Genomic DNA, 20,541 nt, shown 5'->3' with positions numbered 1-20,541 from the left:
AACAATACTATGGGCGTTAGAACTAATTTAACCAGAACTACTAAAAATTTTTAGGAAAGTGAGGAACTCGTGTTTATGAAAGCAACCGGCATTGTTCGCCGAATTGATGACCTCGGACGTGTTGTGATCCCCAAGGAGATTCGTCGAACACTGCGCATTCGCGAAGGTGACCCGCTTGAGATTTTTGTTGACCGCGATGGCGAAGTCATTTTGAAGAAGTATTCCCCAATCGGCGAGTTGGGCGATTTTGCACAGGAATACACGGAAGCGCTGTTTGAGAATTTGCAGCATGCCACGGTGATTTGCGATCGGGATGGGGTGATCGCGGCGGCAGGAGTATCCAAAAAGGAATACTTGGATAAGCCGATCAGTGAGACGGTGGAATCCTGTATGGAGCAGCGCCGGACCCATTTGGAGACCGTGCCGGGGAAGGCGGAGATTTTCAAGGGGATGCAAGAAGAATACCAATCCTACTGCATCGTCCCGATCATCGCAGGAGGAGATCCCATCGGAGCCGTGGTGATTTTTTCAAAAAAAGAGGGAGTCAGGCTGGGCGAATTGGAAGTGAAGGTGGCCGGAACGGCGGCATCGTTTCTCGGCAAGCAGATGGAACACTAGAGATGAAGCATGAAGCGCTTGGCTGCCGGCCTGAAAGCCCCAAAATGGTTGTACAGGTAAATTTGCAGGTAAATGACACCTGCTTTTTTTCTGCAAAAGTGCATTTCAGTCCGATGGGCGGACATCCCCCGCTTCCCTGCGTTTCGAATGGCTGTTCATCGGTGTCACCATGATTCACGCATTTTTGGCTTCATCCCCGGATTGTGCCGGATTATGACCAGCTCAGCACTGCCACTTTTTCTTTGCGGGCCTTTTTCACTCCTTGTATAATGGGAAGGATAGCGGAGTGAAAGGGGAACGTTATGGCACAACTGCAATCATCTTTTGTTCGCGGGGCGGCCATATTGGGGCTGGCGGCTTTTTTCAGCAAAATACTTGGCGCCCTTTACCGGATTCCGTATCAAAATATCACCGGCAATGAAGGGATGTTTGTCTATCAACAAGTTTACCCCTTGTACAGTGTGCTGTTGATCCTGGCGACGGCCGGATTCCCGACAGCCATCTCCAAATTGGTTTCAGAAAAGTTGGCCGAGGAAAAAGAAGAGGAAGCGCGACAAATTTTCCGGATTGCTCTGGTGTCGCTTCTGCTCATCGGATTTGTTTTCTTTCTGGTTCTTTTTTTCGGAGCGGGGAAGCTGGCTGAATGGATGGGAAACAGGAACTTGTTAACCCTGCCCATTCAAGCGGTATCGTTTGCTCTTTTGCTCGTTCCGGCTGCTTCAGCGATTCGGGGTTTTTTCCAGGGGTATCAGAACATGGCTCCGACAGCTCTGTCACAGGTAGTGGAGCAGTTGATCCGCGTGGCGACGATTCTGGCTCTCTCCTGGTATCTGACCAGAACGGGCTTCGGGTTTGCGCAGATCGGTGCCGGGGCCGTTTTCGGTGCGACAACGGGTGCAGTTGGAGCCATCGCTGTACTCCTGTTTTTTATGCGCAAAAACCGGGCAGAAGAGTACAGCCGGAACGTATCGGGAGGACCGCGAAGCAAATCTTCCATAAGGAGCATCGTCGTTTCCATTATCTCGATTTCTTTACCGGTCTGCTTCGGTGCGCTGGTGCTGCCGCTCTTTTCCCTGGTGGATTCCTTTACGATTGCCAATCTGCTGGTTGATTCCGGCTTGAGCTTGAATCAGGCGGTGATTGCTAAAGGCATTTTTGACCGGGGGCAGCCTTTGATTCAATTTGCCTCTTTTTTTGCGACGGCAATCTCTCTTTCCATCGTGCCCGCCGTTGCGGAAGCAAGAGCGCGCAAACAGGATCAGATGGCCGGAGAGAGGGCGCAGCTGGCCCTGCGTCTGACGTGGATGCTGGGACTGCCGGCATCGGTCGGCTTGGCGGTGATTGCCGAACCTGTCAATGTGATGCTCTTTAAGGATGCTGCCGGTACAGATGCGCTGTCGATCCTGGCCTTTGTCGCGATTTTTACCGTACTCGTGCATACCACAACCGGCATTTTGCAGGGGTTGGGCCGGGTTTATGTACCGGCGGTGACCTTGCTCATCGGAGTAGCCGTGAAACTGGGATTCAATCTGTGGCTGATCCCTCTGCTGGGCATCCGCGGTGCGGCGGTTGCCACTGTCATCGCTTTTGCTTGTACGGCAGCACTCAATTTGTTTGCCCTCAAAAAGGAATGGGGAACCACCGTCCTGAAGGGGCTGCCGTTGAAAACCATCTGGGCAACCGCGTGGATGGCGGCAGTCGTTTATCTGGTGATGCTGGGCTTAAAGGCGCTCCTCGTTGACGGCGACGAGTCTCGCATGGCGATGAGCGTGATCGCTCTCTCTTGCGTGGGAATCGGGGGAGTCGTCTATTTGTGGGCGCTTTTGCGCTTCGGTGCGTTGACGCGTGCCGACCTTGAAAAAGTGCCGAAACTGGAAAAAAAAATTTTGCCGCTTTTGGAAAGGTGGCGGCTGCTCGAGCTGAAGGAGTGAAACGATGAACGGAAAAATTGTGGTTGTCGGATTGGGATTTGGCGATGAAACAGGGTTGTCGCTTGGCACGCTTCGCCTTTTGAAAGACAAGAAAAAGATCTGGCTGCGAACGGCAAAGCATCCGGTGGTGAACTGGCTGGAACAGGAGGGGATTCCTTTTTCCTCTTTCGATTCCGTCTATGAGGAATTCGCCGACTTCCCTTCTGTCTACCGGGAAATTGCCAGTCGGTTGCTCGCGCTTGCTTCAGGGGAAGAGATTGTCTATGCGGTTCCGGGTCATCCCATGGTCGCTGAGCGGACGGTGCAATTGCTGCTCGACCAGGGGAAACGGAAAGGAATTGAGATCGATATACGCGGGGGAAGCGGGAGCTTTTTGGATCCCGCGTTTGCCCGGCTGCAAATCGACCCGGTCGAAGGGTTTGTCCTTTTGGATGGAACGGGTTTAACTGCGGAACAACTCAATCCGCGCTCCCATGTGCTGATCGCACAGGTATATGATCGTTTTGTTGCCTCCGATGTGAAGCTCACGCTGATGGAGGTGTATCCCGATGAGTACGAGGTAACGATTGCCACGGCTTTGGGGATTGAAGGAATGGAAGAGATGGTTACGCTCCCCTTGTTTGAACTCGACCGGGTGGAGGCTTTTACCGATCTGACTTCCGTTTATGTTCCGCCGGTCAAGGAAGAGAAAGCCCTCTACCGCCGCTTTGAATACTTGGTGGAAGTGATCCGGCATTTGCGCAGTCCGGAGGGCTGTCCGTGGGACCGCAAACAGACACACCAAAGTCTGCGCCCCTATTTGCTTGAAGAGGCATATGAGTTTTTGGAAGCCGTCAGCCAGGGGGATGCCGATGCAATGGCGGATGAACTGGGCGATGTTTTGCTTCAGGTGATGCTCCATGCGCAAATCGCCAGTGAAGAGGGGACATTTAATGTCTACGATGTGATCGGCCGCCTGAATGACAAGATGATCCGGCGCCATCCCCATGTTTTTGGCGAGCAGCATGCGGAAACCGCCGAGGATGTGAAGGTGAATTGGGAGAAGATCAAAGCGAAGGAAAAAGAAGGGCATCAGGAAAAGTCGGTCATGGATCGGGTCTCCAAGCATCTGCCGGCGCTTATGATGGCTTTTGAACAGCAGAAACAGGCGGCAAAAGTGGGGTTTGATTGGGAGAAAAAAGAGGAAGTGCTGGAAAAGGTGCAGGAGGAACTGAAGGAACTGCACCAGGCTCGGACCGCAGCGGAACAGGAAGAGGAGCTGGGCGATCTTCTGTTTGTGATTGTCAATCTGTCCCGCTTCCTTGGAGTCGATCCGGAATTGGCGCTTTTAAACGCCTGCCGCAAGTTTGAACGAAGATTTCGCCATATCGAAAACCAGGCTGCTCTGCATAACCAACGCCTGGAAGATCTGACGCTGGAGAAGATGGATGAATGGTGGAACGAAGCCAAACAAAAAGAGAAACACCGGTAGGTCCGGTGAAAAATCGGCTTCTTCCCGGATCTTGTCAATAATGTGAAATTCTAAGCAGGGATTTTCCCTTCTGATGAGAAAATCTAAAACTGACAGATCAGGCGGTGTTGATTAAGCAAATACAGGATTGGGACGGAGGGGGATTTCAGCGGTTCTGATCGCTTTGCCGTAAGCGTCAAGTGTCCGGGAGCAAATTTCCTCTTCAGGATTCCTTCCGTTTGGAGGCGGAATCCTTGCCATCCAATGCACATCGGCCGCCTGAAAAATGAGGTGACAGCATGAGATTGGACAAATTTTTAAAAGTATCACGCCTCATCAAGCGCCGTACGCTTGCCAAGGAAGTGTGCGACCAGGGACGGGTTTCGGTCAACGGCAAGCCGGCAAAAGCCGGGACAAATGTGGCAGTGGGGGATGAGATCAGCATCCGTTTTGGCCAAAAAACGGTAACAGCCCGGGTCGAAGCGATCCGGGAATCCGTCAAAAAAGAGGATGCGGGGCAGATGTTTACCATCGTCAAAGAAGAGCCGACCGTGGAAGAGGAACAGGCCAGTTCTAATTTATAAGCTTTGTCCATATCATGGTACCAAGGAAGGAGGTACTTGATATGGTTGAAGACGTCTTGGCTGCAACCCGGCATGAAATCGTATTGACCAACCGGAATACGCTCGAAGTGAGCGGTGTGATCCGGGTGGAGAGTTTTGACAGCGAAGAATTTTTGCTGCAAACCGACTACGGGTATCTTGGCATTCGCGGACAAGACTTGCACATAAAAAATCTGGATCTCGATCAAGGGCGGGTTTCCATCGAAGGCAACATTATCGATATGAGCTATTTGGATGTCCATATGCCCGCTTCGGAAAAAGCGAAAAGCATCTGGGGAAGGATCTTCAAGTGAACCTCGGCACGCAATGGCTGACGATGGGGCTCATGCTCAGTTCCGGGCTGATCTTGGGCGTTTTTTTGGACTTTTATCGCGTGCTGACCATTCGGTTCCGCTTGCGGGGTTGGATCATTTCCCTGATCGACCTTTTATACTGGGTTGTTTCAGCGGGGCTTGTGTTCGGTTTGCTCTTCTGGAGCAATTGGGGAGAGATGCGGTTTTATTTTTTTGTGGCCGTCGGAGTTGGTTTTCTCTTGTACTTTCGCTGGTTCAGCCGGACGGTCACTAAAATGATCCGTTTGTTTCTTTACGGGATGGAGCGGCTTTTGTTCTTCTGCTTCCGGATTTTGCGCCTGTGTCTCTGGGTGCCGCTCCTTTCTCTTTGGCAATTGGCCATCGTGGTTCTGCGGTTTGCCCTTCAGGTGATCAGGTGGTTGCTCATGCCCTTTCTGTGGCTGGCACGCCCGCTGTACCGACCCGTGCAGCGCTGGCTGGAGCCTTGCTTCATCAAAGGTCGCAACTTGATTCAGAGAGGAAAGCGATGGTGGAATAAGATAAGAGCAAAGGGTGGATAACGTGCCTTTTCATCGGATGAACGACAACATTTTGCAGTTTCGTCGGACATCACAGGAATCGGAAAAGCCCAAAGTCCGGGAGAGAAAGCAGAGATCGCTGCACCCGGTTGTACGTCGGCGACGCCTGATCTGGCTGGGCGCCATGGTTCTCTTCTTCTGCTGGGCGATTGTGGAGCTGATTGTGCAGCAGGTGCATATCTGGGACAGGGAAAAGATCCTGGCGGAAAGAAAGGCGGAACTGGCTGACGGGCAGCGGCACACCAAAGAGCTGAAGGATGAGATCAAAAAGTTGCACGATGAAAAGTACCTGCTCGAATTGGCGCATAAAATGGGATTTGGGAAACCGGGTGAAGAAGTTTATTCAACCGGAGATGATTAAGGGGTCGTGTCCAGGGGAAGCCTCTTGCTTTTGGGAAAGGGCAAGAGGCTTCTTTTCTGGAAGAGAAGGACGGCCGGCAGGATTTTATGAGAAAGCTCAGCAAACCCAGAAGGGGGGAGACGGCAACAGACTTTTACAGAAAATCGAAAAAGTAGATGCGAATGAGTTTGTCCGGGGGGAATCCCGGGAACCATACAGGATAGACCGGTATAAACAGGGAGCGGCGAGTTTCGCGAACAGAAGCTCAAGCGGTTTCCGCCGGGATGACATGACCGGAAACGGACGGGAGAATTGAATAAGTTAAGGATTTTCAAGGGAAAGACCTTCTCTATCCGCCATGGAGAATTTCGTATAAAAAAAATAAATTTATTTGTTGACATTGCAGTGGACTGTCAGTATAATAAACATTGTTCGCAGCGATGCTCATTAAAATGTCGCGGGGTGGAGCAGTCGGTAGCTCGTCGGGCTCATAACCCGAAGGTCGCAGGTTCAAATCCTGTCCCCGCAACCAAACATGGCGGCGTAGCTCAGCTGGCTAGAGCGTACGGTTCATACCCGTGAGGTCGGGGGTTCGAGGCCCTCCGCCGCTACCAATTTTAAACCGAGGAGAAGGCGAGGAAGCCCGCGCGGGTGGGAAATCGCCTTTTTTTTGTGCCGTTTTGCGGCTTGAAAAGCATGGGAGTGGTTGTGTGAATGTCGCCATTAAAAAAATAAAATTTACAACGATTAATAAAACCTATACGGAAAAAGTGCGAGACTGGCGTGGCCGCCATTGTTTTGCCACCCAATATGCCAACCCGGATGGCGAGCGCATTTTTCTCACCTATTATTTCGTTCGCAAAGGATATACGATTTCCAAAGTGTTTGGCCGTTCCGGTGAATTCCTGTATTACTATTGCGATGTGATGCAAATGTACCAGGTCAACCGGCTGAAATATGTGATGGTCGATTTGCTGCTCGATCTGATCGTCTACCCGGACGGGCGCTATCACCTTATCGACATCGATGAGTTTGCCGATGCGGTGGAGCGCGGGCAGCTGAAACGGCGGCAGCAGGTACATGCCTTGCGCACGCTCGATCAAATGATTCGCCTGCAAACGGAACGAAAGCTGATCCCGGCGTTTATCCACGAAGCGAAGATGTACCCTCTGACTGATCATTACCATCGCAGAACATAGCCCGTTTTCGACAGGGAGGATTTCCCGTCTGATCCTTTCTTTGGAAGTTTTGTCGCTCCCATGCCCAATCAGATTGAAAACGACAAACTATGACGCAAACAAATGAGCCCCGGTACCCATTCCGGGGCCTTTTTCATTTGCCCTGAAAATCTTGCAACAGAAGGAAACCGGGAAAATGAATAAAAGGCGATGATGGTTAAAAAATGTCGCAAAAAAATTTTAAAACAGTCAGAGAAATTGACAAACTTTCCAGTTGCTTCCTCGCTATAATGGGAGGGCACAAATCGAATAGCGAGGTGGAAGGGATGCAAGTAAGAACTCATTTTAAAAATTTATTCATTCGTCCGGTTATGTGGTTTGGTGTGGATCGAAGCCGGCAGAAGAGGGCGATCCATCGCTGGACCGGCATGTGGAATATCCCTGTGATCGGAATGGGGGTGCTGCTGGGCCGCGCGACGATTCTCGATTTTGTTTCCCCGTTTGCGATCGCCTATCTGGCGGTGATTTTATACCTGGCACGAAAACAATGGCCGGTCGTGATGGCTTCCCTGATTGCCGGGTCAGCGACGCTGGGGGGGATGGAAGCGGCAAAAACGACCGGAACCTTGCTCATTTTGCTTTTAATGCATCGATTGTGGGAATGGGCGGGCAAAGGACAGATCAATTACGCCCCTTTCGTTGTGGGATTGTCAAGCATCGCGGCCCACCTTATTGAACTGGGATGGACGGGATTTCGTCCGTACCGGATGATGCTGGACGGGGTCGATGTGACTCTCAGCTTTATTCTCACATTCATTTTCGTCCAGTCCCTCCCCGTGTTTACCGTCAAGAAAAAAAGAATCACCCTGCGCCATGAGGAAATCGTCTGCCTGGTCATCTTGCTCGGGTCGGTGATGACGGGCACGATTGGCTTAAAAGCGGGAGACTTGTCCCTGGTTCACATCGTTTCCCGCTACGCGATCCTGGTATTGGCTCTGGTCGGAGGAGGCATGCTCGGCTCTTCAATGGGAGTGGTGACAGGTCTCATCCTTAGCTTGTCCGATACGCGGACGCTTCCTGAAATCAGCTTGCTGGCTTTTTCCGGTTTGCTCGCGGGTTTGTTCAAAGAAGGAAAACGCATTGGAGTCGCAATTGGCTTTATGTTGGGTTCTTCCATTTTGACGCTTTATGACGGCGGGACTTCGGCGATGTGGTTGTCCTTGCAGGAATCGGCGATCGCCATTGTTTTCCTTCTGCTGACGCCGGAGAGGCTTATTCGCATGCTGTCCCGCTATGTTCCGGGGACATCGGAAAATCAGATTGCCCATCAGGAATATATCAAGCGGCTTCGCGATGTAACGGCGAAAAAAGTAGAGCAATTTACGGAATTGTTCCAAGAGCTGGCTTTCAGTTTCCGCGAGGATGCGACCAAACATCGCAAAGAGGATGAAGACCAGGTGCAGATCTTCATCTCGGAGATCATGACCCAGGCCTGCGCGGGCTGCCGCAATGCAGAGCGATGCTGGGAACAACATGTGATGAAAACCTATCAGGGCATGACGGATCTCATGACACTGGTCGAAGCGAAGGGAGCGCGGGCCCCGGTGCAAATTCCGGAAAGCTGGCGGGGCCACTGTATCCGTCCGGAGCGGGTTCTTGCCTCGATACGAAATCAATATGCGCGATTCGAGCAAAATATTTACTGGAAAGAAAAAATGCAGGAATCGCGCCGGCTCGTCTCCGACCAACTGGCGGGAATGTCGGAAGTGATGGGCAAATTGGCCAAGGAAATCAGGCATGAGACACAAGTGCTGACCGCCCATGAAGAGCAAATCCATGAGGCACTGGAAGAACTGGGACTGGCGATTCAGCGGGTGGATATTATCAATCTCGAAGAGGGGAAAGTGGAGATCGAGGTTGTCATGCCGGAACGGGAAGGCCTGGAGGAATGCAAAAAGCTGGTTGCTCCCCTGTTGACGGAGATCCTGGGCGAACCGATTTCCGTTTATCGCAAGGTGGTGAAAGACGGCTCACCCGGTGCGGTGATTACGTTGGGTTCCGCCCAGCGGTTTGAACTGAAGACAGGGGCGGCAACGGCGGCCAAGGGCGGAGGCTTGGTTTCCGGGGACAGCTATTGTTACATGAATCTGGGAACGGGAAAATATGCGGTGGCTCTTTCCGACGGAATGGGGAACGGTCAACGGGCGCAAGAGGAGAGCAGTGCGGCCTTGAAACTGCTCCGGCGCCTGCTGATGGCGGGAATGCATGAAGAACGGGCGGTTGACACCGTGAACTCCATACTGAGCCTGCGTTCGGCAGATGAGATGTTTGCCACCGTCGATCTGGCGATTGTGGACTTGAACACGGCGGTGGGGCGGTTTATGAAGATCGGCTCAACCCCGGGGTTCATTAAACGCGGACAAAAGGTGATCATGCTTTCCGGCTCCAACCCGCCAATCGGGATTTTGAACGAGATTGAGTTCGATCCGATCGAAATGCAGCTGGAGCCGGGAGACTTGCTGATCATGATGACCGACGGGGTTTATGATGCGCCGCATTATGCAGTGAACAAAGATGCGTGGATGACCCGGATGATTGCGGAAATCGATACCAAGGACCCGCAGCATTTTGCCGATTGTCTGCTGGAAAAGGTGGTCCGGGTTTATGAAGGAAGAATCAGGGACGATATGACGATTGTCGTCTCCAAAGTCGAACGGCACACGCCCGAATGGTCGACCATCCGCCTGCCGGGTGTAAAAAGATTGCAGCGGACGCAAGCAGCTGGATGAAATTGCTTCCAGACGGCAAAAAGAGTATGATGGAAGTGGAGAGTCCCGGGGGGTTCCCGGGATTTTATTTTTCACGATTAGGGGAAGATGGCTTTGTTTTATGATCGGGTAAAACAGGAAATTGCCAATCGGAAACTGATTGGGAAACAGGATCATGTCCTGGTCGGTGTTTCAGGCGGCCCTGATTCTATCGCACTCCTTCATGTTTTGCACCGTTTGTCTGCGGAAACGGGTTTTTCGGTGGGGGCTGTTCATGTCAACCACCAGTTGCGGGGAGAGGAAAGCGAAGAGGATGCCCGTTTTGTCCGGGAATTTTGCCGCAGCCTGGCTCTTTCGTGCGATGTAGTGCGGGTCGATGTGAGCGGAAAGAGAAAGGAGCTGGGCGGGAACAAGCAGGCGATTGCCCGTCAGTTGCGCTACGATGCATTTCAAGAGGTGGCAAGGAAGCGAAAAGCGACGAAGCTGGCGCTGGCGCACCATGCCGATGACCAGCTGGAAACAGTGATGATGCGGCTGATCCGCGGAACCGGGGTAAGCGGTCTTGCCGGGATGGAATGGGAAAGGCGGTGGCAGGGCATCGGGCTGATCCGCCCCCTTCTGGGAGTCACCAAGGAGGAGATTGAACATTATTGCCGGGAGCAGGGGCTTCACCCTCGCTTGGACTCGAGCAACCTGTCCAATGACTATACCCGAAACCGTTTGCGTCACGAACTCGTTCCGCTGATCCACTCTTTTAACCCCAGAGTGGCAGACGCCGTTTTGCGCCTGTCGGAATTGATCCGTGAGGAAGAAAAAATTTGGGAAAAGTTGACACTTGAGGCAGCGGATCAAGTCATGGCGAAGCAGGAAAATGGACAATTTCTTGTCGATGTTTCAAGTTTTCTTCACCTTCCGGTCGCTTTACAAAGAAGGGTAGTTAAACTAATATTAAGTTATCTTTGGGATTACGGTACGCATGAGGTGACGCTTGACTCTGTGGAACAAGTAAGGAATCTGGCCCAGCTTCCGTCCCCGTCTGCAATGATCCACCTCCCTGGAGGCATCATCGCGCAGCGGGAATATGAAAAGCTGATCCTGAAAGTTCATTCAAGCACAAATGAACAAACAACGCCGATTCTCTCAGAGACCATTCCGCTGTCCATTCCTGGAGTGACTTCGTTGCCGGGTCTTTTGGGTAAAATAGAAGTGTTGGAAACGGATGAGCCGATACATAGGATGAGGATGGGGCCGAACAGTGCCGTCTTTGATCGTGACAAGCTGAAAGAACCGCTTTATGTACGATTTCGCCGGCCGGGAGACAAAATGAAACCTTTGGGTATGACCGGAAGAAAAAAAGTGAAAAGCTTAATGATGGAGGCGAAAGTGCCGAAACGGATCCGGGATCAGTATCCGCTTGTGGTGACGAAAGATGAGATCGTATGGATTCCGGGGATTAAGCGGTCGGGCGCGGCACCGGTAACACCGGATACCAGGCGCTTTCTTTATTTGCATTGGCATGCAGGAGATGGTCCGAATCGGGAGAATGATTGAAAAAAGATACAGGAGGACGGACATGCATCAGGATATTAAGGAAATACTAATCTCGGAAAGGCAGATTCAAGAAAAAGTGGCCGAACTGGGGAAGGCGCTTTCCAGAGAATATCAAGACCTCAACCCTCTTTGCATCTGCGTTCTGAAAGGAGCCGTTCCCTTCATGGCCGATTTGATCCGCAAATTGGAGATCCCGCTGCAGATGGATTTTATGGCGGTATCCAGTTATGGCAATTCCACCACATCTTCCGGTGTAGTGCGAATCCTGAAAGATTTGGACAGCGCCGTCGAAGGACGTCACGTATTGATCGTCGAAGATATTATCGATTCTGGTTTGACTCTCAGTTATCTCGTAGAAATGCTTAAAGGGAGAAATGCCGCTTCCGTCAAAATCGTTACCTTACTCGATAAGCCGGATCGCCGGAAAGTGAATTTGAGTCCTGACTACTCCGGATTTACCATCCCGGATGAGTTTGTGGTGGGTTATGGATTGGATTATGCCGAAAAATACCGAAACCTCCCTTACATCGGCATCCTAAAGGAAGAGGTTTACAAGTCGTAATCAGGTTCTATTGAGAATGTTTTGCCGACTGTGATACAATGATACAAGTGGACTGAGAGGAGGCCAGGGATGAAAAACTTCTTCCTCAGGAACGGAGTATTATATATTATCCTCATCCTAGTAACCATCGGGGTTGTGAATATGATCGCAAACCCGAGCACGGATACGACAACTTTGGATTATTCTCAATACAGGCAGATGCTCCTTCACAAGCAAGTGAACGACATTTCGATCCAGTTGGATAAAGGAACTTACCATATTACCGGCAAGTTCACAAATGACCCCAAGAAAAGCTTTGTCACCACTGCACCTGCCGGTGATGGCAGCACGGTCATTCAGGATTTGCAAAAGGCCAATGTTCGGATGAAAGTGGAGCCGACGAAGGGTGAATCCGTATGGCTCAGCTTCATTACATCCATCATTCCCTCGGTCATCATCCTACTTCTTATCTTTTTCATGTTAAACCAAGCTCAAGGCGGCGGCAGCCGTGTCATGAACTTCGGCAAGAGCAAGGCGAAACTGTACAATGATGAGAAGAAGCGGGTAACCTTTGATGATGTGGCAGGGGCAGATGAAGAGAAAGCTGAACTTGTTGAAATTGTGGATTTCTTGCGGGATAACCGCCGTTATGCGCAAATGGGCGCGCGCATTCCCAAAGGGGTACTGCTCGTCGGTCCGCCTGGTACGGGGAAAACTTTGCTTGCGCGAGCGGTTGCCGGTGAAGCAAAAGTCCCGTTTTTCTCGATCAGCGGTTCCGATTTTGTCGAAATGTTTGTCGGGGTGGGAGCTTCCCGTGTACGCGACTTGTTTGAACAAGCGAAGAAAAATGCTCCTTGCATTATTTTTATAGATGAGATCGATGCCGTTGGTCGTCAGCGCGGTGCCGGCCTGGGCGGAGGTCACGATGAACGCGAGCAGACGCTCAACCAGCTGTTGGTGGAAATGGATGGATTTGACGTCAATGCGGGAATTATTATCATGGCCGCAACCAACCGTCCCGATATCCTCGATCCGGCGCTGTTGCGTCCGGGACGTTTTGACCGTCAGATTTTGGTCAACCGTCCGGATGTGAAAGGCCGGGAAGCGGTATTGAAAGTGCACGCCCGCAACAAACCGCTGGCGGACAGTGTTAAATTGAGCGTGATTGCACAGAGGACGACCGGTTTTTCCGGAGCAGATCTGGAAAACCTGCTCAATGAGGCGGCATTGCTGGCAGCACGCAACAACAAGAAGAAAATCACCATGGAAGAAATCGACGAAGCGGTTGACCGGGTAATCGCCGGCCCGCAGAAGAAAAGCCGCGTCATCAGTGAAAAAGAACGCAAGATTGTGGCATATCACGAAGCCGGCCACGTAATCTGCGGCTACTACCTGGAGAATGCGGATATCGTTCACAAAGTAACCATTGTTCCCCGCGGTCAGGCCGGGGGTTATGCGATGATGTTGCCCAAAGAGGATCGCTACCTGGCAACCAAAGGCGAACTTCTCGATCGGGTTACCGGTTTGTTGGGCGGTCGCGTGGCCGAAGAGGTTTTCTTCGGGGAGATCAGCACGGGAGCAAGCAATGACTTCGAGAAAGCAACCAGCATCGTTCGTGCGATGATTACCGAATACGGGATGAGCGACAAGCTGGCGACGATGATTTTCGGGCGTTCCCAAGGTCAGGTATTCCTGGGCCGTGACCTCGGTCATGAGCAAAACTACAGCGATAAAGTGGCATATGAAATCGACATGGAAATGCAAGAGATGATTCGCAAATGCTACAATCGCGCCAAAAACCTGATCATCGAACATCGCGATAAACTGGAATTGCTTGCGCAAACGCTTCTTGTTCGTGAAACCTTGGATGAAGAACAAATTAAGCAGCTTCTCGAAAACGGGAAGTTGGATGATGATGACGTGAAGGTGACGATCCAGGGGAAAGAGGAAAAAGAGAAGGACGAGAGCAGCGTCTCCCATGAAACAAAGAATTCCGGTGATACCTCCTATACCAACGGAGCATCCGCATTGAACGAGTTGGATGAAGAGCCGGATAAAAATTCGATTGTCCACAATGATTCGGATTCAACCAATCCGGACGGAAACCGAACGGTTTAACGGGAAAAGAGGCGGGAAAACGCCTCTTTTTTCTATGATCCTGTCTTTGCATGTACAGTCGTGGGGCCTGTTTCACCGGATTGATGGCCTCCACGACTCTGCCGGGTTGCTTTGGTGAGCTCCCGATGCCATTGTCCAATAAACCGGAGATTGCTAAGATGTAGGTGATTATACCAAAAGCGGGTGTCAAAAATGAAGAAAATCGATCAACTTTTATTAGTGATGGATGTGGGAAATACCAATATCGTGTTAGGGGTTTACCATAAAGATCATCTTCTCCATCACTGGCGTCTGCAAACCGATCGCAATGCCACCGAAGATGAGTACGGGGTGTTGCTGAAAAATTTGTTAAGCCACGAAGGATTGTCGTTAAATGAGATCGGCGGTGTCATCATCTCCTCGGTTGTTCCTCCGCTCACCATCGTCTTGACGCGGCTGACACAAAAATACATGAATCAGACGCCTTTGATTCTCGGGCCCGGGGTAAAAACCGGACTGAACATCAAATATGACAATCCGAGAGAAGTGGGGGCCGACCGTATTGCCAATGCCGTAGCCGCACTGGAACTCTACGGGGCGCCGCTCATCATCGTGGACTTCGGCACGGCTACCACTTTTTGCTTCATCGATGAAGAGGGGCATTATGTTGGCGGAGCGATTACCCCTGGGGTAAACATTTCCGCTGAAGCTTTATACCAAAGAGCGGCCAAGCTGACGCGGGTGGAAATTGTCAAGCCGGATTCAGTCGTCGGCCGGAATACCGTACACGCGGTGCAGGCAGGCATTTATTACGGCTATGTGGGGGTTGTCGATGAAATTGTGACACGGATGAAAGCCCTGTTGAAAAAGCGCCCCAAAGTAGTGGCGACCGGCGGATTGGCCCAACTCATCTGCGGAGATACTAAAACAATCGATATCGTGAACCCCCACCTGACTCTGGAAGGGCTGAAACTCATTTATGAACGAAATCAAAAGTAAGACTCTGCCAAACTGCAGGATTCAGTTACTGTCGTCAAGGATTGAAGGAGGAAACCAACATGGGTGATTATGCGATTCGAGCCATCTCAGCGAACGGGCAGGTGCGTGGGTTTGCTGCCCTCACGACGGAGTTGGTGCAAGAATTGCAGCGTCGTCATCAGACATTGCCCGTGGTCAGCGCGGCTTTGGGAAGAACGGCTACCATGGGAGCTTTGATGGGATTGACGCTTAAGGAAGAAAAACATAAGGTAACCCTTCAGGTGCAGGGAGACGGACCGATCGGGCAGATCGTGGCGGACGCGAACGGGAGAGGGGAAGTTCGCGGCTATGTGGATAACCCGGCCGTGGAAGGCAATCAGGACTATAAATTGGATGTAGCTTCCGCCGTGGGAAAAGGGAGCATTTATGTCATCAAAGACCTGGGGCTAAAGGAACCCTATCGCGGAACTTCGCCGATCATCTCCGGGGAATTGGCCGAAGACTTTACTTATTATTTGACCGTATCGGAGCAGATCCCCTCTTCCGTCGGGCTGGGAGTCCTGGTGCAGAAGGAGAAAATCCTCGTATCCGGTGGTTATATGATTCAGGTATTGCCGGGCGCCGATGATGAAACGATCAGCCGGCTGGAACAGCGAATTTCCGAGCTCAAGTCGATTACGGAGCGATTGAAAGAAGGGGAAACCCCTGAGAAATTGCTCGCTTTCCTGATGGGGAATGATTTGGAGATCCTGCATCGGGAGCCGGTGCAGTTTGCCTGCAATTGTTCCCGCACCAAAACGGAAGCGATGCTGAAAGCGCTGGGCAGAGAGGAACTGGAATCCATTTTGCGTGAATTGGGGCAAGCAGAGGTGATTTGCCACTTCTGCAACGAAAAATATCTATTCAGTGCCGGTGATCTGGAAAAGCTGATTTCCTCTTTTGACCGGTAAAGGCTTTTGACAAGCTTTAAACAGAAGCGAATGGGTGCTTTTTTTTCAGCGACCTTTGCGATGAAGGAGCCGGGAGCAGAGTAAAGCCCTGTGGCCCGGCGGATTCCTGTTCGGATTTTGTCAACCGGCAGAACAGCCCTCCTTCTTCATTCAGCAGAAGGGAAAACCGTTGGCTTCGCGGGTGCATGGATCAGCCCGAAATTCCCGCCAAGCAGCCCTCAAAATGAGAAAAATGGATTGATCCATGGTCCTATGATTCGCTATACTAGGGTTTAATTCTGATCAACTAAATCGGATTAGGAGGGGTTCGCGATGCGAGTGGTCAACAACGTTTTGGATTTGATCGGGCAGACGCCATTGGTGAAACTGAACCGCGTAGTCGGGAAATCGGATGCTGATGTGTTTCTCAAGTTGGAGTTTTTCAATCCCGGAGGAAGTGTCAAGGACCGGATTGCTTTGAGCATGATAGAAGGAGCAGAAAAAAGGGGCGAACTAAAGCCGGGCGATACGATTGTGGAACCGACCAGCGGAAATACCGGAATCGGACTGGCGATGGTGGCTGCTGCCAAAGGTTACCGCGCCCTTCTGGTCATGCCGGATACCATGAGCATGGAGCGTCGCAATCTGTTGAAAGCATATGGGGCCGAATTGGTGCTGACCCCCGGTGCCGAAGGAATGAAGGGAGCGATCGCCAAAGCGGAAGAAATTGCGCGCGAAAACCCCAATGCCTATATGCCTCAGCAATTCAGCAATCAGGATAACGTCAAGATTCATTATGAAACCACTGCGGTGGAAATCATCGAACAAACAGGCGGCGACTTTGACGCTTTTGTGGCCGGTGTGGGAACAGGCGGCACGATTACCGGTGTCGGGAAACGGTTAAAAGAGAAATTTCCCCATATTCAAGTGATTGCGGTTGAACCGGTTCATTCTCCCGTATTATCCGGAGGCAAACCGGGGCCTCATAAAATCCAGGGAATCGGTGCGGGATTTGTACCGGAAATTTTGGATACGCAAATTTACGATGAAGTGATCCAGATCGGGAACGAGGAAGCGTTTGACTGGGCGCGCCGTGTGGCCCGCGAGGAAGGAATTCTTGTCGGCATTTCCTCGGGAGCTGCTGTGGCCGCTGCGGTTAAAGTAGCCCGTCGCCTGGGTGTCGGCAAGAAAGTGGTTACCGTTTCTCCGAGCAACGGTGAACGGTATCTGACCACGCCGTTGTACCAGTTTGATTAATCGAATCATGACCTGTTCCAAGCTGTCCCTTTTTCCGGGATGGCTTTTTTGGCTTGAAGAGAGAATGACAGATGAAGATTGATTATGCATGTGTTAAAATAATGTGATTAGAAGAGCTTAGATAAGATCAGGTGAGAGGAGAAGAGAAAAGATGATTCTCATGATTGACAACTATGATTCGTTTACGTACAACTTGGTTCAATATCTTGGAGAACTGGGTGAGAATTTGACAGTGGTGCGCAATGATGAGCTCACCGTTGATGGAATAGAAAAGGAGAACCCGCAGGCGATTGTGCTGTCGCCGGGGCCGGGAACGCCGCGGGAAGCAGGGATTTGCCTTGATGTGGTCAAGCACCTGTCCGGGAAAATTCCGATCCTGGGCGTATGTCTCGGACATCAGACGATCGCCGAGGCATTTGGCGGGGAAGTGATCCGGGCGGGACGTCTTATGCACGGAAAAACTTCCGAGGTGCTCCATGACGGAGAAACCATTTTCAGCGGGCTTCCTTCCCCTGTGACGATGACCCGCTACCATTCCCTGATCGTCAATCCGGATCGGTTGCCTGAAGAGCTGGTTGTCAGCGCGAAAACGGCGGAAGGTGAAATCATGGGAATACGACACCGCTTTTTGCCGGTGGAGGGTGTGCAATTTCACCCTGAAGCGATTTTGAGTGAACATGGAAAAACGCTTTTGGCCAACTTCCTGCAAACCTATGTCAAACAGAATTGATTTCCTCAAGCGGGAATGGAAGGGGAATCCCATGGGAACGATCATGATGAACGGACGGCTCGTTAGGGAAGAGGAAGCGGTGGTTTCCGTCTTTGATCACGGCCTGCTGTACGGAGTGGGGGCATTTGAAACGATGCGCCTTTATGATGGTCATCTGTTTTTGTTTGCCGATCACCTCGAACGTTTGGAGGCCGGGCTGAAGCGAATGGCCATCAAGTCTCCGCATTCTCCCGATGAGTGGCGGGGCCAGATTGATACATTGATCAGAGAGACCGGATATACCTCGGGAGTCGTCCGCCTGATGGTGACCGGCGGAAATGCGGGGGCAGGGCTGGGTTCCGGCTATGATCAGCCGAACAGCTTTGTCTGGCTGCGTCCGCTCCCCTTTTCTCCGGGAGAGCCTTTTAACCGCGGAAGAAAGATGAAAACGGTATCTGTTCCCCGCCAAGCGATCGGGGGAGCGGAGCCGTACAAGACAAATAACTATCTGAACAGCATCCTGGCCAGGCAGGAGCTGGGCCAATTGTCGGATACCGAAGGATTGATGCTCACTCCCGATGGCTATGTGGCAGAAGGAATCGTCAGCAACCTTTTTTTTGTGAAAAATGGCGTGTTGTACACACCGTCGCTGGATCTCGGGATTTTAAACGGAGTGACGCGCCGCTTTATCCTGCGCCTGGCAGCGCTGCTCGGCATTCCGGTAAAAGAGGGTGCCTTTTCTCCCTCTTTTCTGTACGATTCTGACGAAATCTTTATCGCTAACTCATTGCTTGAAATTGTCCCGGTCACCGAATGGGAAGGGCGGGAGTGGTTTCAGTTTCCTTTGACGAAACGCCTGATTGAAGCCTATCATCAATATGTGACATGGCTGACTGACAGCGATGAGTTGCGCGGGAAGGGCGAAACAAATGACGAATCAAGTGATTGAAGCTGGACCTTATCAACTTTCTTACCACAATCGCACATTGGTGATGGGAATATTAAATGTGACACCCGACTCTTTCTCCGATGGCGGAAAATATGACCGGATCGACCGGGCGGTTCGCCATGCCCGGCAGTTGGCGCAGGACGGAGCGGACATCATCGACATCGGCGGTGAATCCACCCGGCCGGGAGCGGAACCGGTTTCCCTTGAAGAGGAACTGGAGCGGGTTCTGCCCGTGATTGAGGTTTTGACAAAGGAAATTGATCTTCCGCTATCGGTTGACACCTATAAAGCGGAAGTCGCGCGGCAGGCGATCCGGGCGGGTGCGCATATCATCAATGATGTCTGGGGAGCAAAAAAAGATCCGGAGATGGCGCACGTGGCCGCGGAATTGGATGTTCCCCTCATCCTGATGCACAATCGCCGTGAAGCCCGGTATCATTCCCTGGTCGAAGAGGTATGCGGGGATTTGCTCGAGTCCGTTCGCCTGGCAAAAGAGGCGGGAGTAAAAGATCACAATATCATCCTTGACCCCGGGATCGGCTTTGCCAAGAATTATGAGGAAAATTTAATTGTCATGCGCAATTTGCACCGCATTGTCCAATTGGGGTATCCCGTCCTGTTGGGAACTTCGCGCAAATCGATGATTGGCCGCACATTGGGACTCCCGCCGCAAGAGCGGATGGAAGGGACGGCGGCGACCGTGGCGTTCGGGATTACCAAAGGATGTCAGATCGTGCGGGTTCACGATGTGAAACAGATGGTGCGGGTATGCCGGATGATGGATGCACTTGTCTATGAATCGTCCGTGAAGGAGGCATAGCCGTGGACAAAATTTTGCTGAACGGAATGTGCTTTTACGCTTATCATGGGGCATTTCCGGAGGAAAACAGATTGGGGCAGCGGTTTTACGTCGATCTGGAAATGAGGCTTGATCTGAAAGCGGCCGGAGAGAGCGACGACCTGAGCAAGACCGTAAATTACGCGGATGTATACGAATTGGTCAAAAAGGAAACGACGGAAACACAAGTGAAATTGATCGAAACGCTGGCAGAGAGGATCGCGGCCAGCCTCCTTTCCGTTTTTCCGATCGCCGAGGTCCGGGTGCGTGTCACAAAGCCGGACCCGCCCATCCCCGGATACTATCAATCAGTCGGTGTCGAGATCGTGAGGAGAAGAGCATGAATCCTCAAACAACCGCCTATCTGGGTTTGGGAGCCAATCTGGGAGATCGTCCGGGCCAGCTGAAAAAAGCGATTGAGCTGCTGCACCAGAGCGAAGACATTCTGGTTACCGGCGTTTCTTCTGTCTATGAAACGGCCCCGGTCGGATTTACACGGCAACCCGATTTCTACAATCTCGTGGTCGAAGTGAAAACGGCGCTGTCCCCTTTTGCACTGCTCGCCCGGGTGCTGGACATCGAGAAAAAATTGCACCGGGTCCGCGAGATTCGCTGGGGGCCCCGCACCATTGACATTGATCTGCTTCTCTATGATGAGCAAATCATTACTGCGGATAAATTGACCATTCCTCATCCGCGAATGACGGAGCGCGCTTTTGTCTTGATTCCTTTGCGTGAAGTGGCGGGAAATATACGGATTCCGGGAACGGACAAGACGCTCGAGGAATGGATCAGCCACTTGCCGCCCGATCAGGAGATCAAAAAGCTTTCGCCGCTCAGTGATCTTTTCACGGAACGCCAGTTGTTCATATAAATGGTTTCATATGAAAAGGTATTATTGGAATGGAAGGAG

At 51.6% G+C, this 20,541-nt stretch carries 20 protein-coding genes and 2 tRNA genes; all 22 read left to right on the top strand.

Going from position 1 to position 20,541, the window contains the following annotated elements; translation table 11 throughout:
• Positions 1–75 precede the first annotated feature (75 nt).
• The 22 genes from spoVT (at position 76) to folK (ending at position 20,502) form a co-directional block, all read left to right on the top strand.
• Positions 76–618 (top strand): stage V sporulation protein T, encoded by a 543-nt coding sequence (spoVT, locus tag I8U17_RS07345; protein ID WP_033100693.1) that lies wholly within the window; start codon positions 76–78, stop codon positions 616–618.
• 302 nt (positions 619–920) lie between these two features.
• Positions 921–2,549: a putative polysaccharide biosynthesis protein gene (locus I8U17_RS07340; RefSeq protein WP_198059210.1), complete on the top strand. Its 1,629-nt coding sequence runs from the start codon at positions 921–923 to the stop codon at positions 2,547–2,549.
• A gap of 4 nt (positions 2,550–2,553) precedes the next feature.
• A complete protein-coding gene (yabN, locus tag I8U17_RS07335; protein WP_198059209.1) occupies positions 2,554–4,020 on the top strand; it encodes a bifunctional methyltransferase/pyrophosphohydrolase YabN in 1,467 nt (488 codons plus the stop codon).
• A gap of 278 nt (positions 4,021–4,298) precedes the next feature.
• Entirely contained in the window at positions 4,299–4,583 is a 285-nt protein-coding gene (locus tag I8U17_RS07330; RefSeq protein ID WP_033100690.1) for an RNA-binding S4 domain-containing protein, read from the top strand.
• Between the two features lie 41 nt (positions 4,584–4,624).
• A complete protein-coding gene (yabP, locus tag I8U17_RS07325) occupies positions 4,625–4,915 on the top strand; it encodes a sporulation protein YabP (protein ID WP_033100689.1) in 291 nt (96 codons plus the stop codon).
• On the top strand, positions 4,912–5,475 hold the full coding sequence (gene yabQ / locus I8U17_RS07320) for a spore cortex biosynthesis protein YabQ (protein WP_033100688.1): 564 nt from the start codon (positions 4,912–4,914) through the stop codon (positions 5,473–5,475). The genes yabP and yabQ overlap by 4 nt, the downstream gene beginning before the upstream one ends.
• 1 nt (position 5,476) lies before the next feature.
• A complete protein-coding gene (locus tag I8U17_RS18760; protein ID WP_033100687.1) occupies positions 5,477–5,854 on the top strand; it encodes an FtsB family cell division protein in 378 nt (125 codons plus the stop codon).
• Positions 5,855–6,289: 435 nt separating this feature from the next.
• Positions 6,290–6,365: transfer RNA gene (locus tag I8U17_RS07310), tRNA-Met, on the top strand.
• 5 nt (positions 6,366–6,370) lie between these two features.
• Positions 6,371–6,447 (top strand) — tRNA-Met (locus tag I8U17_RS07305).
• A gap of 96 nt (positions 6,448–6,543) precedes the next feature.
• Positions 6,544–7,032 (top strand): ribonuclease FAU-1 family protein, encoded by a 489-nt coding sequence (locus tag I8U17_RS07300; protein ID WP_160173830.1) that lies wholly within the window; start codon positions 6,544–6,546, stop codon positions 7,030–7,032.
• A gap of 305 nt (positions 7,033–7,337) precedes the next feature.
• Positions 7,338–9,800, top strand: a complete 2,463-nt coding sequence (spoIIE, locus tag I8U17_RS07295) for a stage II sporulation protein E (protein WP_198059208.1) — start codon at positions 7,338–7,340, stop codon at positions 9,798–9,800.
• Positions 9,801–9,893: 93 nt separating this feature from the next.
• Positions 9,894–11,330 (top strand): tRNA lysidine(34) synthetase TilS, encoded by a 1,437-nt coding sequence (tilS, locus tag I8U17_RS07290; RefSeq protein ID WP_198059207.1) that lies wholly within the window; start codon positions 9,894–9,896, stop codon positions 11,328–11,330.
• Between the two features lie 22 nt (positions 11,331–11,352).
• Complete coding sequence (hpt, locus tag I8U17_RS07285; RefSeq protein WP_033100684.1) at positions 11,353–11,892, top strand: hypoxanthine phosphoribosyltransferase; 540 nt, start codon at positions 11,353–11,355, stop codon at positions 11,890–11,892.
• 69 nt (positions 11,893–11,961) lie between these two features.
• The gene (ftsH, locus tag I8U17_RS07280) at positions 11,962–13,989 is read left to right on the top strand and encodes an ATP-dependent zinc metalloprotease FtsH (RefSeq protein ID WP_198055993.1); all 2,028 of its coding nucleotides are present in this window, start codon (positions 11,962–11,964) and stop codon (positions 13,987–13,989) included.
• Between the two features lie 192 nt (positions 13,990–14,181).
• Positions 14,182–14,967: a type III pantothenate kinase gene (locus tag I8U17_RS07275; RefSeq protein WP_033100682.1), complete on the top strand. Its 786-nt coding sequence runs from the start codon at positions 14,182–14,184 to the stop codon at positions 14,965–14,967.
• Positions 14,968–15,026: 59 nt separating this feature from the next.
• Positions 15,027–15,896 carry an Hsp33 family molecular chaperone HslO gene (gene hslO, locus I8U17_RS07270; RefSeq protein WP_052154125.1) on the top strand — a complete coding sequence of 290 codons (870 nt, stop codon included), beginning with the start codon at positions 15,027–15,029 and terminating at the stop codon, positions 15,894–15,896.
• A gap of 312 nt (positions 15,897–16,208) precedes the next feature.
• Positions 16,209–17,132, top strand: coding sequence for a cysteine synthase A (cysK, locus tag I8U17_RS07265; RefSeq protein ID WP_033100680.1), 924 nt, complete (start codon positions 16,209–16,211; stop codon positions 17,130–17,132).
• Between the two features lie 151 nt (positions 17,133–17,283).
• Entirely contained in the window at positions 17,284–17,862 is a 579-nt protein-coding gene (locus tag I8U17_RS07260; protein ID WP_198055994.1) for an anthranilate synthase component II, read from the top strand.
• Between the two features lie 31 nt (positions 17,863–17,893).
• Positions 17,894–18,790, top strand: a complete 897-nt coding sequence (locus I8U17_RS07255) for an aminotransferase class IV (RefSeq protein ID WP_232330955.1) — start codon at positions 17,894–17,896, stop codon at positions 18,788–18,790.
• The gene (folP, locus tag I8U17_RS07250) at positions 18,771–19,610 is read left to right on the top strand and encodes a dihydropteroate synthase (protein ID WP_033100678.1); all 840 of its coding nucleotides are present in this window, start codon (positions 18,771–18,773) and stop codon (positions 19,608–19,610) included. Before I8U17_RS07255 ends, folP begins: the two co-directional genes overlap by 20 nt.
• Positions 19,611–19,612: 2 nt before the next feature.
• Complete coding sequence (folB, locus tag I8U17_RS07245) at positions 19,613–19,972, top strand: dihydroneopterin aldolase (RefSeq protein ID WP_033100677.1); 360 nt, start codon at positions 19,613–19,615, stop codon at positions 19,970–19,972.
• Positions 19,969–20,502 (top strand): 2-amino-4-hydroxy-6-hydroxymethyldihydropteridine diphosphokinase, encoded by a 534-nt coding sequence (gene folK, locus I8U17_RS07240; RefSeq protein ID WP_033100676.1) that lies wholly within the window; start codon positions 19,969–19,971, stop codon positions 20,500–20,502. Before folB ends, folK begins: the two co-directional genes overlap by 4 nt.
• Positions 20,503–20,541 lie beyond the last annotated feature (39 nt).

Source organism: Thermoactinomyces sp. CICC 10521, from assembly GCF_016055135.1.
Lineage (GTDB): Bacteria > Bacillota > Bacilli > Thermoactinomycetales > Thermoactinomycetaceae > Thermoactinomyces_A > Thermoactinomyces_A daqus.
The sequence above is the reverse complement of the archived record's forward strand: the minus strand, read 5'-3'. Positions and strand labels throughout refer to the sequence as shown.

Coding starts and splice junctions, on each gene's coding strand:
- ftsH (WP_198055993.1), top strand. CDS start 11,962: ATGAAAAACTTCTTCCTCAGGAACGGAGTATTATATATTATCCTCATC.
- folK (WP_033100676.1), top strand. CDS start 19,969: ATGAATCCTCAAACAACCGCCTATCTGGGTTTGGGAGCCAATCTGGGA.
- spoVT (WP_033100693.1), top strand. CDS start 76: ATGAAAGCAACCGGCATTGTTCGCCGAATTGATGACCTCGGACGTGTT.
- I8U17_RS07275 (WP_033100682.1), top strand. CDS start 14,182: ATGAAGAAAATCGATCAACTTTTATTAGTGATGGATGTGGGAAATACC.
- I8U17_RS07330 (WP_033100690.1), top strand. CDS start 4,299: ATGAGATTGGACAAATTTTTAAAAGTATCACGCCTCATCAAGCGCCGT.
- spoIIE (WP_198059208.1), top strand. CDS start 7,338: ATGCAAGTAAGAACTCATTTTAAAAATTTATTCATTCGTCCGGTTATG.
- I8U17_RS07255 (WP_232330955.1), top strand. CDS start 17,894: ATGGGAACGATCATGATGAACGGACGGCTCGTTAGGGAAGAGGAAGCG.
- hpt (WP_033100684.1), top strand. CDS start 11,353: ATGCATCAGGATATTAAGGAAATACTAATCTCGGAAAGGCAGATTCAA.
- cysK (WP_033100680.1), top strand. CDS start 16,209: ATGCGAGTGGTCAACAACGTTTTGGATTTGATCGGGCAGACGCCATTG.
- yabN (WP_198059209.1), top strand. CDS start 2,554: ATGAACGGAAAAATTGTGGTTGTCGGATTGGGATTTGGCGATGAAACA.
- folP (WP_033100678.1), top strand. CDS start 18,771: ATGACGAATCAAGTGATTGAAGCTGGACCTTATCAACTTTCTTACCAC.
- I8U17_RS07260 (WP_198055994.1), top strand. CDS start 17,284: ATGATTCTCATGATTGACAACTATGATTCGTTTACGTACAACTTGGTT.
- I8U17_RS07340 (WP_198059210.1), top strand. CDS start 921: ATGGCACAACTGCAATCATCTTTTGTTCGCGGGGCGGCCATATTGGGG.
- hslO (WP_052154125.1), top strand. CDS start 15,027: ATGGGTGATTATGCGATTCGAGCCATCTCAGCGAACGGGCAGGTGCGT.
- yabP (WP_033100689.1), top strand. CDS start 4,625: ATGGTTGAAGACGTCTTGGCTGCAACCCGGCATGAAATCGTATTGACC.